At 69.7% G+C, this 12,324-nt stretch carries 8 protein-coding genes, 1 tRNA gene and 1 pseudogene; 4 read left to right on the top strand and 6 right to left on the bottom strand.

The features are described 5' to 3' along the window. Positions 1 to 918, bottom strand: a 918-nt coding sequence (gene aztB, locus ACIREI_RS17975) for a zinc ABC transporter permease AztB (RefSeq protein WP_403333714.1), incomplete at its 3' end; no start/stop codon positions are given. Between the two features lie 14 nt (positions 919 to 932). Here aztB and aztA point away from each other — a divergent pair. Then, positions 933 to 1,676 (top strand): zinc ABC transporter ATP-binding protein AztA, encoded by a 744-nt coding sequence (gene aztA / locus ACIREI_RS17980; protein WP_403333716.1) that lies wholly within the window; start codon positions 933 to 935, stop codon positions 1,674 to 1,676. Between the two features lie 331 nt (positions 1,677 to 2,007). Here the strand turns inward: aztA and ACIREI_RS17985 are convergent. The 5 genes and pseudogenes from ACIREI_RS17985 to sucC form a co-directional block, all read right to left on the bottom strand. Further along, positions 2,008 to 2,721, bottom strand: a pseudogene (locus tag ACIREI_RS17985) (GlxA family transcriptional regulator); the annotation flags it as partial. A gap of 185 nt (positions 2,722 to 2,906) precedes the next feature. Next, positions 2,907 to 2,991, bottom strand: a tRNA-Leu gene (locus ACIREI_RS17990). 295 nt (positions 2,992 to 3,286) lie between these two features. Further along, positions 3,287 to 4,828, bottom strand: coding sequence for an aldehyde dehydrogenase family protein (locus ACIREI_RS17995; RefSeq protein ID WP_403333718.1), 1,542 nt, complete (start codon positions 4,826 to 4,828; stop codon positions 3,287 to 3,289). 109 nt (positions 4,829 to 4,937) lie between these two features. Next, positions 4,938 to 5,822 carry a succinate--CoA ligase subunit alpha gene (gene sucD, locus ACIREI_RS18000; protein WP_403333720.1) on the bottom strand — a complete coding sequence of 295 codons (885 nt, stop codon included), beginning with the start codon at positions 5,820 to 5,822 and terminating at the stop codon, positions 4,938 to 4,940. Between the two features lie 14 nt (positions 5,823 to 5,836). Further along, complete coding sequence (gene sucC, locus ACIREI_RS18005; RefSeq protein ID WP_403333722.1) at positions 5,837 to 6,970, bottom strand: ADP-forming succinate--CoA ligase subunit beta; 1,134 nt, start codon at positions 6,968 to 6,970, stop codon at positions 5,837 to 5,839. A 145-nt stretch (positions 6,971 to 7,115) separates the two neighbouring features. Between sucC and ACIREI_RS18010 the strand changes: the two genes are divergently transcribed. Genes ACIREI_RS18010 through ACIREI_RS18020 form a run of 3 tightly spaced genes read left to right on the top strand, consistent with a single transcriptional unit; the run spans position 7,116 to position 12,214 of the window. After that, a complete protein-coding gene (locus tag ACIREI_RS18010; protein WP_403333724.1) occupies positions 7,116 to 8,813 on the top strand; it encodes a thiamine pyrophosphate-binding protein in 1,698 nt (565 codons plus the stop codon). Between the two features lie 10 nt (positions 8,814 to 8,823). Then, on the top strand, positions 8,824 to 10,065 hold the full coding sequence (gene frc, locus ACIREI_RS18015) for a formyl-CoA transferase (RefSeq protein WP_403333726.1): 1,242 nt from the start codon (positions 8,824 to 8,826) through the stop codon (positions 10,063 to 10,065). Positions 10,066 to 10,069: 4 nt separating this feature from the next. Beyond that, positions 10,070 to 12,214, top strand: a complete 2,145-nt coding sequence (locus ACIREI_RS18020; RefSeq protein ID WP_403333728.1) for an acetate--CoA ligase family protein — start codon at positions 10,070 to 10,072, stop codon at positions 12,212 to 12,214. Positions 12,215 to 12,324: the final 110 nt, after the last annotated feature.

A 12,324-nucleotide genomic window follows, 5' to 3' on the forward strand; every position in this document is an offset into this window, starting at 1 on the left:
GGGGGCCCCCCTTTTTTTTGGGGGGGGGGGGGGGGCCCTGGGGGGGGGGGGGTTTTGGGCGGGGGGGGGGGGGGCGGCGCCCCCCCCGCCCCCCCCCCCACGGCGGCGGTGACGGAGAGCGGATGCCAGGTGGGAGAGGAAGAACAGGCTCACCGCGAGGGCCGAGACGGTCGCGCCGGCCGCGGTGCTCAGGTGCCAGGACAGCAGCAGGCCACCGAAGGTGGCGGTGGCGCCGAGGAGCGCCGCGAGGGCCATGACGCCCCGCACACTGCGCGCCCAGGGCAGCGCTGCGGCCGGCGGAGCGATGAGCAGGCCGAGCACCAGCAGCGTGCCCACGATGTGGAAGGAGGCGACGATGGCCAGCGCCAACAAGCCGAGCAGCACTGCGTGAGCCAGGCGGGGCCGCAGGCCGAGCGTCTGGGCCTTGCGTGAGTCGAAGGCCAGGGCGAGGAAGGCCCGGTGACCGAGGACCGAGACGGCGAGTGCCAGCAGCAGCGCCACACCCAGCAGCACCAGGTCCTGCTCGCGGACGGCGAGGACGTCACCGAAGAGGAACCCGGTCAGGTCGACCGCGAAGGACTGCGACCGCGACACGATGATGACACCGAGCGACAGCATCCCCACGAACAGCAGGCCGATACCCGTGTCCTGAGACAGCCTCGGGTTGCGGCCGAGGGCTGTGACGCCGACCGTCATGACGGCCGCGCTCAGCAACGCCCCCACCAGCAGGTTGCCGCCGAACAGCGCGGCGAGCGCGACTCCCGGCAGCAGCCCGTGCGACATGGCGTCGCCGAGAAAGGCCATCCCCCTGAGCACCACCCAGGTGCCGGCGAGGGCGCAGATCGCCGACACCAACATCCCGCCCCACAGTGCCCTCTGCACGAAGGTCACCTCGAAGGGACCCGTCAACCACTCCATGTAAGCAGACTATAATGAAAACCATGTTCAAAACACAGGGGCCTCCTCCCGCTCTCGCCGAGGCCAGGACACCCCGGGTCCGCTTCACGGAGCTCTCCGCCGGTTACCCCGGCCGCCCTGTTCTGCGCCAACTCGACGCGGAAATACCGGCGTTGGCGATCACCGCACTCGTCGGCCCCAACGGGAGCGGGAAGTCGACCCTGCTCGGAGTCATTGCCGGAGTGATCCAACCCACATCAGGCCGGCTCCACCACGTCGGCAACCGGCCGCCGGCGTTCGTCCCGCAGCGCAGCGCCGTCGCTGACGTGCTGCCGCTGACGGTCAGACAGACAGTGGAGATGGGGCGCTGGGGCGACCGCGGACCGTGGCGCCGACTGACCCGACAGGATCGCGCCACCGTGGACCAGTCCATGGAGAGGCTCGGCATCACCGACCTCGCCACCCGTCAACTCGGAGAACTCTCCGGCGGACAGCGGCAACGCGCCCTGATCGCCCAAGGGCTCGCCCAGGAATCGGACCTGCTCCTCCTGGACGAACCGACCACGGGACTCGACCCCGAGGCGAAAGATCGAATCGCCGCGCTGCTGACGGAGCTGGTCGTCGATGGGGTGACCGTCGTCCACGCCACCCATGACCTCGAAGCCGCACGCTCGGCGGACGCCTGCCTCCTGCTCCGCGACGGCCACCTGGCAGGACAGGGGCACCCCGAACAGCTCCTCACCGCCTCGGCACTCGCTCAGATCTGGCAACCGGCCTGACACGACTGCCCCGTCATGTCTCGTGACGACGGTGCCTCATGTGCCGCTGTCGCATGTAACCGCGCGGTGCCGGTGGAAGCCCGAGCTGTCGCAGCGCCTATGTCACGGCACCGTCGGGCTTTCTCGGCGTCAGCAGCGATGCTCGACAACTTCACAGCCGCCGACGTGGAGAAACGGCTGACTGACATGGGTCCGGCCCGGATCACGACTCCCGCACGTCGATCGGGTCCACGCCGATGAGAGCCGACGCACCCTTTCGAGCACTCTCCCGCAGTCCCGCATGGAGTCGGTCACCGAAGTACTGGCTACCGGTAGATCCTGGTGGGCACTGGCGTGCCGCCCGGAACGTACGCCGATACGCCTGCGGCGAGACGCCGATTGCCGCGTGGAGGTGCTGCCGCAGGGAGGCGCCCGTGGCGAAGCCGACCCGGCCGGCGATCTGGTCCACCGACAGGTCGCTGGACTCCAACAGGTCCCGGGCTCGAGCGACGCGCTGCTGGATCAGCCAGCGGCCGGGGCTGAGGCCCACCTCGTCGTTGAAGCGGCGGGCGAAGGTGCGCCGGCTCATCCGGGAGTGGGCGGCGAGGTCGGCAAGTGTCAGTGGTGCGTCGAGGCGTGCGAGGGCCCAGGCGGGAGTGGCGGCTGTGCTCGCGGCCCTGCTTTCGGGGACCGGCTGCCCGATGTACTGCGCCTGGCCGCCGTTCCGGAACGGCGGCACGACGCAGCGGCGGGCGACCGTGTTGGCGAGTCGGCCGCCGTGGTCCTTGCGCACGATGTGCAGACCTACGTCGACGCCGGAGGCGGCTCCGGCCGAGGTCAGGATGGGGTGGTCGTCGACGAAGAGCACGTCCAGGGTCGAGAGTGACGTGCGGGAACATGCGCCGGAACCGCTCCGCCTGCCGCCAGTGCGTGGTCGCCTTGCGGCCGTCCAGGAGAGCCCGACCGCGGCGAGCACGAAGGCGCCGCTGCAGATGGAGACGATGCGCGTGCCCGGCCGGGTCCAGGCGAGCGCGGCGGTGACCTCGTCAGGAAGCTCGGCGGTGACACACGACGGCGAGGTGTTTCCGCAGATGAAAGGCCCAGTACCGGGACCACCACCGCCCCACCCTCACCGGGCCGATCACGAGGCTCGAAGGCCCCAGGAACAACGAATTACCGGCGAGTCACATGACTCGCCGGTAATTCGTGAACGCTTCAGGACGATCTTGCGAACATCCCGATTTGCATTTGTGTCCGAGGGGGGACTTGAACCCCCACGCCCGATAAAGGGCACTAGCACCTCAAGCTAGCGCGTCTGCCATTCCGCCACCCGGACTAGGTGTCTGCCGCCTTGCCGGGGGTCTTCCCCGCGGCGACATGGACAACAATACCAAGGTTTCGGAGTGCCCTTCACCTGCATATCCGTCCGTCGGACGGCCGTCCGGCGGCGCGCGACACGAGCCGGAGGCGAGGCCGTTCGAGGGGGTTCACCCCGTGTGATCCCGTGGTCACGCATGGCTGGGGCCGGCCGGTGGCGCCCCCTGTGGAGTGGGCGCGCCACCGGGACCCGTCCCCGGCGTGAGGGGTCACGTCACGGCATGACAGATGCCGTCACGCCGTACCAGATGCCGTCATGGCATGAGGTGGTAGTCCGGGAAGTTCCCGGGCAACCGCTCCCCCGCCGGCCCCTGCGTCACCGCGCGCACCAGCAGATCGCCACCGACGAACGCGCCCCGCCAGGACGCGCCGAAGCCGCCGAACAGCTCGTCGCGGTCGCCGCGGGAGCGGGGTTTGCCGTGGCCGACCTTGAACGCGCGGATCTGCGGGGCCAGACGGTCGTAGGTCTCCCGGTCGTCCGTGGACAGCGTGGCGACGAGCGCGCCGTTGGACGCGTTCATCGCCGCCAGCAGCTCTGCCTCCGTGTCGACCAGGACGATCGTGTCGACCGGCCCGAACGGCTCCGCGTGATGCAGCGGGGAGGACGGGGGCGGGTTCAGCAGCGTGACCGGCTGGACGTACGCCGAGGTGTCCTGGCCGGGCAGGTATCGGGCGTCCGACAGCTGTCCCCGGTGCAGCGGGACGGCACCTCGGCCGATGGCCTCGGCGACCTGATCGTGGAGTTCCTTCGCCTTGGCGGCGTTGATCACCGGCCCGAAGTCCAGCCGCGGACAGGGGTCGTCCCGCTTCTCGACCGCCAGGGGGTGGCCGACCCTCAGCGTGCGCACCGCCGGGAGGTATGCCGCGAGGAACTCGTCGAACAGCTCACGCTGGACGACGAAGCGCGGGTACGCCGTGCAGCGCTGCTTGCCGTAGTCGAAGAGTTTGGGGATGACCGCCGTGAGCGCGTCCCAGTCCGTGCAGTTCCAGATGCCCCAGGTGTTGAGTCCTTCCTGCTCGAGTACGTGTCGTTTGCCCAGGTCGGCGACGGCCGTGGCCACCGCGGCGCCGGTGTCGCGGCCGCCGACGAAGGAGACGCAGCCGATCTCGGGCGCCCGCACCAGCGCCTGGGACAGCTCGCCTCCGCTGCCGCTGACGAGGGTGACGGGAATTCCCTCGCGGGCGGCGAGCGCGCAGGCCAGGGTCAGACAGGCGACACCGCCGTCGGTCGGGGTCTTGGCGATGACCGCGTTGCCTGCCAGTGCTTGTACCAACACTGCGTGAACGAGCACGCTCATCGGGTAGTTCCAGCTCGCGATGTTGGATACCGGACCGTCCAGCGGGGCCCGGCCTGCCACCATCGGCTCGATGCCGTCGACGTACCAGCGCACGCCGTCGATGGCCCGGTCGACGTCCGCCTGGGCGAGCCGCCAGGGCTTGCCGATCTCCCAGACGAGGAGCAGCGCGAGCAGGTCCCGGTGCTGGGTCAGGGCGTCGAGCGTGGCCGCGACGCGGGCGCGGCGCTCCTCCAGTGGGATGTGCCGCCACGCGCGGTGCTGGTCGAGCGAGGCGCGTACGGCCTGGTGGGCGGTGGCCCGGTCCAGACGCGGCGGGCCGGCGATCGGGCCACCGTCGACGGGGCTGGTGGCGGGCAGGGCCCGGCCGTCCGCCTGCCAGGTGGAGTTCCAGAGGTTGAGGACGCGGTCGTCCCGGAATGCCTCCGGGGCCACGGCGAGGCAGCGCTGCCAGGCGTCGGCCCAGGAGGTGCCGGATTTCAGGGTGAGGGTGGTTGCCATCGGGGTCTCCGCTCTCGGTGCACAGTCGGGGGCGGTCGTACATGGCTGTGGCGGACGCCGGCGCGGCGCGGTGCAGCTGAAGGTGGCCTTGTGTCGACTACGGGTGACGTCACGCCCCGGCTTCCAGGCGCTCGAGCACCAGGCGCGCGGTCTCGGTGGGCGTTTGGCCGACCCGGACTCCGACGGCCTCCAGCGCCTCCTTCTTCGCCGCCGCCGTACCGGACGATCCGGAGACGATCGCGCCCGCGTGCCCCATCGTCTTGCCCTCGGGTGCGGTGAACCCGGCGATGTAGCCGACGACCGGCTTGGTGACGTGGTCGCGGATGTATGCGGCCGCGCGTTCCTCCGCGTCGCCGCCGATCTCGCCGATGAGGACGATGAGTTCGGTGTCGGGGTCGTCCTGGAAGGCCGCCAGGCAGTCGATGTGGGTCGTGCCGACGACCGGGTCGCCGCCGATGCCGACGCAGGTCGAGAAGCCGATGTCGCGCAGCTCGTACATCAGTTGGTACGTGAGCGTGCCGGACTTGGAGACCAGGCCGATGCGGCCGGGCTTGGTGATGTCGGCCGGGATGATGCCCGCGTTGGACTGGCCGGGGGTGATCAGGCCGGGGCAGTTGGGGCCGATGACGCGGGTGCCCTTGGCCTTGGCATACGTGGTGAAGGCGACGGAGTCGTGGACCGGGATGCCCTCCGTGATCACGACGGCGAGTCCGATGCCGGCGTCGGCGGCCTCGACGACGGCCGCCTTGGTGAAGGCGGGCGGCACGAAGACCACGGTCACGTCGGCGCCGGTGGCGCGCATGCCGTCGGCGACCGAGCCGAAGACGGGGACGGCACGGTCGTCGAAGTCGACGGTGCGGCCGGCCTTGCGCGGGTTGACGCCGCCGACGACGTTCGTGCCGGCGGCGAGCATGCGCCGGGTGTGCTTCATGCCCTCGCCGCCGGTCATGCCCTGGACGAGGACCTTGCTCTCCTTGGTGAGGTAGATGGCCATGTCGTCATGTCTCCTCAGGCTGTGGCGGCGGCGAGTTGGGCGGCCCGCAGCGCGGCGCCGTCCATGGTGGTGGCCTGTTGGACCAGGGGGTGGGCGCGGTCGTCGAGGATGGCGCGGCCGCGGGCGGCGTTGTTGCCGTCGAGGCGTACGACGAGCGGCTTGGTCAACTGGACGCTGTCCAGGGCTCGCACGATGCCGTCGGCGACCGCGTCGCAGGCGGTGATCCCGCCGAAGACGTTGACGAAGACCGACTTCACGGCCGGGTCGGAGAGGATGACGGTCAGGCCGTCGGCCATGATCTGGGCCGATGCCCCGCCCCCGATGTCGAGGAAGTTGGCGGGGCGGGCGCCGCAGCCCGCGACGACGTCGAGGGTGGACATGACGAGACCGGCGCCATTGCCGATGATGCCGACCTCGCCGTCGAGCTTGACGTAGTTGAGGCCCTTGGTTGCGGCCGCCGCCTCCAGCGCGTCGTCGTGCTCCACGCCATTGGCGCCCCAACGTGCCTGCCGGAAGCGGGCGTTGTCGTCGAGGGTGACCTTGCCGTCGAGGGCGAGGATCTGCCCCTGCGCGGTGCGGACGAGCGGGTTCACCTCGACGAGGAGGGCGTCCTCACGGACCAGCACCTCCCAGAGCCGCATGAGGACGTCGACGGTCTGCGGCGGCAGCCCGGCCGCTGCGGCGAGCTCGCCCGCCTTCGCGGAGGTGACGCCCTCGGCGGGGTCGATGGGGATACGGGCCACGGCCTCGGGCCGACGGGCGGCGACCTCCTCGATCTCCATGCCGCCTTCGGCCGAGGCGATGGCGAGGAAGCGGCCCGCGGCGCGGTCGAGTACGTAGGACACGTAGAACTCGGCCTCGATGTCCACCGGTTGGGCGAGCATCACCTTGCCTACCGCGTGGCCCTTGATGTCCATGCCGAGGATCTGACGTGCCGTGATCTCGGCCGCCGCAGGGTCCGCGGCGAGCTTCACACCACCTGCCTTGCCGCGGCCCCCGGTCTTCACCTGCGCCTTGACCACGACCCGGCCGCCGAGTCGGCGTGCGATCTCGCGGGCTTCCTTGGGTGAGTCCGTCACCTCTGCCCGTGGCACCAAGATGCCGTGTTCTTCGAAGAGTTCCCTTGCCTGGTGTTCGTACAGGTCCATTCCGGCTCCTGACTCAAAAGTGCCGCACGCCCCCTGGACACCACCCACCGGATGCGGGATAACAAGGTTCATACAGTATTCGTCGACTGTATGCAATGTACCGCGAGAGCCGTTCCAACCCCCTACGAAGGGACAGGACTTCGCCATGCCCGACGACACCCAGGACGTCATTTCCGGTGGTCATCTCGTTGCCAAGGCGCTGAAGGCCGAGGGGGTCGACCGCATCTACACCTTGTGCGGCGGCCACATCATCGATATCTACGACGGCTGCGTCGACGAGGGCATCGAGGTCGTCGACGTCCGTCACGAGCAGGTCGCCGCCCATGCCGCCGACGGTTACGCCCGTATCACCGGCAAGCCCGGCTGCGCGGTCGTCACCGCGGGTCCCGGCACCACCGACGCCGTCACCGGCGTCGCCAACGCCTTCCGCGCCGAGTCCCCGATGCTGCTCATCGGCGGCCAAGGCGCCCTCACCCAGCACAAGATGGGGTCCCTCCAGGACCTCCCCCACGTCGACATGATGACGCCGATCACCAAGTTCGCGGCGGCCGTGCCGGACACGGCGCGCGCGGCGGACATGGTGTCGATGGCGTTCCGCGAGTGCTACCACGGCGCGCCCGGGCCCTCCTTCCTGGAGATCCCGCGCGACGTCCTCGACGCCAAGGTGCCGGTCAGCAAGGCGCGCGTGCCCAAGGAGGGCGCCTACCGTGCCTCCACTCGCTCGGCCGGCGACCCCGAGGCCATCGAGAAGCTCGCCGATCTGCTGGTCCACGCCGAGAAGCCGGCCATCCTGCTCGGCAGCCAGGTGTGGACGACGCGCGGCACCGAGTCGGCCATCGAGCTCGTGCGCACCCTCAACATCCCGGCCTACATGAACGGCGCAGGCCGCGGCACCCTCCCGCCGGGCGACCCGCACCACTTCCAGCTGTCGCGCCGGTACGCCTTCTCCAACGCCGACGTCATCGTCATCGTCGGCACGCCCTTCGACTTCCGCATGGGCTACGGCAAGCGGCTGTCGCCGGACGCGACCGTCGTGCAGATCGACCTCGACTACCGCACCGTCGGCAAGAACCGCGACATCGACCTCGGGATCGTGGGCGACGCCGGGCTGGTGCTGAAGTCGGTCACCGAGGCGGCCTCCGGGCACGCTTTTAATGGATACAGCAACGGGGGCGCGTCGAAGCGCAAGGAGTGGCTCGACGAGCTGCGCGCGGCCGAGCAGACCGCCCTGGAGAAGCGGCTGCCCAGCCTGAAGTCGGACGCCTCGCCGATCCACCCGTACCGGCTGGTCAGCGAGATCAACGACTTCCTCACCGAGGACTCGATCTACATCGGTGACGGCGGCGACATCGTCACCTTCTCCGGGCAGGTCGTGCAGCCCAAGTCGCCCGGGCACTGGATGGACCCGGGTCCCCTCGGCACCCTCGGCGTCGGCGTCCCCTTCGTGCTCGCGGCCAAGCAGGCGCGGCCCGACAAGGAGGTCGTCGCGCTCTTCGGCGACGGCGCGTTCTCCCTGACCGGCTGGGACTTCGAGACTCTCGTCCGCTACAACCTCCCCTTCGTCGGCATCGTCGGCAACAACTCCTCGATGAACCAGATCCGCTACGGCCAGGCCCAGAAGTACGGCCTGGAGCGCGAGCGGGTCGGCAACACGCTCGGCGACGTCCACTACGACAAGTTCGCGCAGATGCTGGGCGGTTACGGCGAGGAGGTCCGTGACCCCGCCGACATCGGCCCCGCCCTGCGGCGCGCCCGCGAGTCCGGGAAGCCGTCGCTGATCAACGTCTGGGTCGACCCCGACGCGTACGCCCCCGGAACCATGAACCAGACCATGTACAAGTGAGGTGGCCTCCATGACTGGTACGCCGACCAAGGCCCTCGAAGGCATCCGCGTCCTGGACATGACCCACGTCCAGTCCGGTCCCTCCGCGACCCAGCTGCTCGCCTGGCTCGGCGCGGACGTCGTCAAGCTGGAGGCGCCGACCGGTGACATCACGCGCAAGCAGTTGCGTGATCTCCCGGACGTCGACTCCCTCTACTTCACGATGCTCAACTGCAACAAGCGGAGCATCACCCTCAACACCAAGACCGAGCGCGGCAAGGAGATCCTCACCGAGCTGATCCGGCGCTCCGACGTCATGGTCGAGAACTTCGGACCGGGCGCGGTCGACCGGATGGGCTTCACGTGGGACCGCATCCAGGAGATCAACCCACGTATCGTCTATGCCTCCATCAAGGGGTTCGGCGAGGGCCCGTACACCAACTTCAAGGCGTACGAGGTCGTCGCGCAGGCCATGGGCGGGTCGATGTCGACCACCGGTTTCGAGGACGGGCCGCCGCTGGCTACGGGGGCCCAGATCGGGGACTCCGGGACGGGTGTGCACGCCGTGGCGGGGATTCTCGCGGCGTTGTTCCAGCGCGAGAACACCGGGCGTGGGCAGCGGGTCAACGTGGCCATGCAGCACGCTGTACTCAACCTGTGCCGGGTGAAGCTGAGGGACCAGCAGCGCCTGGCACACGGGCCGCTTGCTGAATATCCGAACGAGGACTTCGGCACGGAAGTTCCCCGCTCGGGAAACGCGTCCGGCGGCGGTCAGCCCGGCTGGGCGGTCAAGTGCGCGCCGGGCGGCCCGAACGACTACGTGTACGTCATCGTGCAGCCCGTCGGCTGGCAGCCGATCAGCGAGCTCATCGGCCGCCCCGAACTCGCCGACGACCCCGAGTGGGCCACGCCGGAGGCCCGGCTGCCCAAGCTCAACAAGATGTTCCAGCTGATCGAGGAGTGGTCCTCGACCCTGCCCAAGTGGGAGGTGCTGGAGAAGCTCAACGCGCACAACATCCCGTGCGGGCCGATCCTGTCCACCAGGGAGATCATCGAGGACTCCTCGCTGGTCGCGAACGAGATGGTCGTCACCGTGCCGCACCCCGAGCGCGGCGAGTTCGTGACCGTCGGCAGCCCGCTCAAGCTCTCCGACTCCCCCGTCGAGGTCTCCAGTTCACCACTGCTCGGCGAGCACAACGAAGAGGTCTACATCGGCGAGCTCGGCCTCGGCGACGAGGAGCTGCGCCTGCTCAAGTCGAACGGAGTGATCTGACGTGATGGCCGAAGACCGCCACCTGAGGGTGCGGACGCTCCTCGATTCCGTGCGGGCCGAGGGACGCACGGCGCTGACCGCGCCCGAGGGCAAGGTGATCGCCGACGCGTACGGGATCGTTGTACCGGGCGAGGAACTCGCGACGGACGTCGACGAGGCGGTGGCGTACGCGGCTCGCTTCGGCGGACCGGTCGTCATGAAGATCGTCTCACCCGACATCCTCCACAAGACCGACGCCGGCGGCGTGATGGTGGGCGTCGAAGGGGCTGCGGACGTACGGGCGGCGTTCCACACGATCATCGACAACGCGCGCGCGTACAACGCGGATGCCCGCATCGAGGGCGTGCAGGTGCAGGAGCTGCTCCCCCAGGGGCAGGAGGTCATCGTCGGCGCGGTCACCGATCCGACGTTCGGGAAGGTCGTGGCCTTCGGGCTGGGCGGGGTGCTCGTCGAGGTCCTCAAGGACGTCACCTTCCGGCTCGCTCCCGTGGCCGCCGACGAGGCGCTGTCCATGCTGGACTCGATCCGGGCGGCGGAGATCCTGCGCGGGGTGCGCGGCCAGGCGGCCGTGGACCGTTGGGCGATCGCCGAGCAGATCCGCCGGGTCTCGCAGCTCGTCGCGGACTTCCCGGAGATCGCCGAGGTGGACCTCAACCCGGTGATCGCGACGGCGGAGGGGGCTGTCGCGGCCGACATCCGGGTGATCCTCTCCGAGGCGCCCGTGAAGCCGCGCCGCCGCTACTCGCGCGAGGAGATCCTCACCTCCATGCGCCGGTTGATGCAGCCGTCGTCGGTCGCCGTGATCGGGGCGTCCAACGAGCAGGGGAAGATCGGCAATTCGGTCATGCGCAACCTCATCGACGGCGGTTTCGCCGGGGACATCCAACCGGTGAACCCCAAGGCCGATGACATTCTGGGCCGCAAAGCGTACAAGAGTGTCACGGACGTTCCCGGTGAGGTGGATGTGGCGGTCTTCGCTATCCCCGCCAAGTTCGTGGCCTCGGCCCTGGAGGAGGTGGGACGCAAGAAGATTCCGAACGCCGTGCTGATCCCCTCCGGGTTCGCGGAGACCGGTGAGCACGAACTCCAGGCGGAGATCGTGGAGATCGCAGAGCGGCACGGGATCCGCCTCCTCGGCCCGAACATCTACGGCTACTACTCGACGTGGCAGGACCTGTGTGCCACGTTCTGCACGCCGTACGACGTCAAGGGCGGGGTGGCGCTGACCTCGCAGTCCGGCGGCATCGGGATGGCCATCCTGGGCTTCGCGCGGACCACGAAGACGGGCGTGTCGGCGATCGTGGGTCTCGGCAACAAGTCGGACCTGGACGAGGACGACCTGCTGACCTGGTTCGGCGAGGACCCGCACACCGAGTGCATCGCCATGCACTTGGAGGACCTCAAGGACGGGCGCGCCTTCGTCGAGGCCGCGCGGGCGACCGTACCGAAGAAGCCGGTCGTGGTGCTGAAGGCGGGACGTACGGCGGCGGGCGCGAAGGCCGCGGGCTCGCACACCGGAGCCCTCGCCGGCGACGACGCCGTGTACGAGGACATCCTGAAGCAGGCCGGTGTCATCCGGGCGCCCGGGCTGAACGAAATGCTGGAGTACGCGCGCGCGTTGCCGGTACTTCCGGCCCCCAAGGGCGACAACGTCGTGATCATCACCGGGGCGGGCGGCAGCGGCGTGCTGCTGTCGGACGCCGTGACGGACAACGGCCTGTCCCTGATGGAGATCCCGCCGGACCTGGACGAGGCCTTCCGGAAGTTCATCCCGCCCTTCGGGGCCGCGGGCAACCCGGTAGACATCACGGGGGGCGAGCCGCCGTCGACGTACGAGGCGACGATCCGGCTCGGTCTGGAGGATCCGCGCATCCACGCGCTGGTGCTGGGCTACTGGCACACGATCGTCACTCCTCCGATGGTCTTCGCGGAGCTCACCGCGCGTGTGGTGGCCGAGTTCCGGGAGCGCGGCATGGAGAAGCCCGTGGTGGCGTCGCTCGCGGGTGACGTCGAGGTCGAGGAGGCCTGCCAGTACCTGTACGAGCGGGGGGTCGTGGCGTACCCGTACACGACCGAGAAGCCGGTGGCCGTGCTCGGCGCGAAGTACCGCTGGGCGCGGGCGGCGGGGCTGTTGGGGGGCGGTTCATGAGGTGAGTGGGCGCGGGTCGGCCGACGGTGCGCGTCGGCCGGCCCCGGGACCCGTGCGCACACGAAAGGCATTGGACAGGGGGCGCTGGCCAGAACTTTCGACGCAAGGGG

Source organism: Streptomyces sp. NPDC093591 (assembly GCF_044764885.1).
In the GTDB taxonomy this organism is placed as follows: Bacteria; Actinomycetota; Actinomycetes; order Streptomycetales; family Streptomycetaceae; genus Streptomyces.

Excerpts from the sequence above, each read along its gene's own strand:
- aztA (WP_403333716.1), top strand. The coding sequence starts at position 933 with ATGAAAACCATGTTCAAAACACAGGGGCCTCCTCCCGCTCTCGCCGAG.
- ACIREI_RS17995 (WP_403333718.1), bottom strand. The coding sequence starts at position 4,828 with ATGGCAACCACCCTCACCCTGAAATCCGGCACCTCCTGGGCCGACGCC.
- sucD (WP_403333720.1), bottom strand. The coding sequence starts at position 5,822 with ATGGCCATCTACCTCACCAAGGAGAGCAAGGTCCTCGTCCAGGGCATG.
- sucC (WP_403333722.1), bottom strand. The coding sequence starts at position 6,970 with ATGGACCTGTACGAACACCAGGCAAGGGAACTCTTCGAAGAACACGGC.
- ACIREI_RS18010 (WP_403333724.1), top strand. The coding sequence starts at position 7,116 with ATGCCCGACGACACCCAGGACGTCATTTCCGGTGGTCATCTCGTTGCC.
- frc (WP_403333726.1), top strand. The coding sequence starts at position 8,824 with ATGACTGGTACGCCGACCAAGGCCCTCGAAGGCATCCGCGTCCTGGAC.
- ACIREI_RS18020 (WP_403333728.1), top strand. The coding sequence starts at position 10,070 with ATGGCCGAAGACCGCCACCTGAGGGTGCGGACGCTCCTCGATTCCGTG.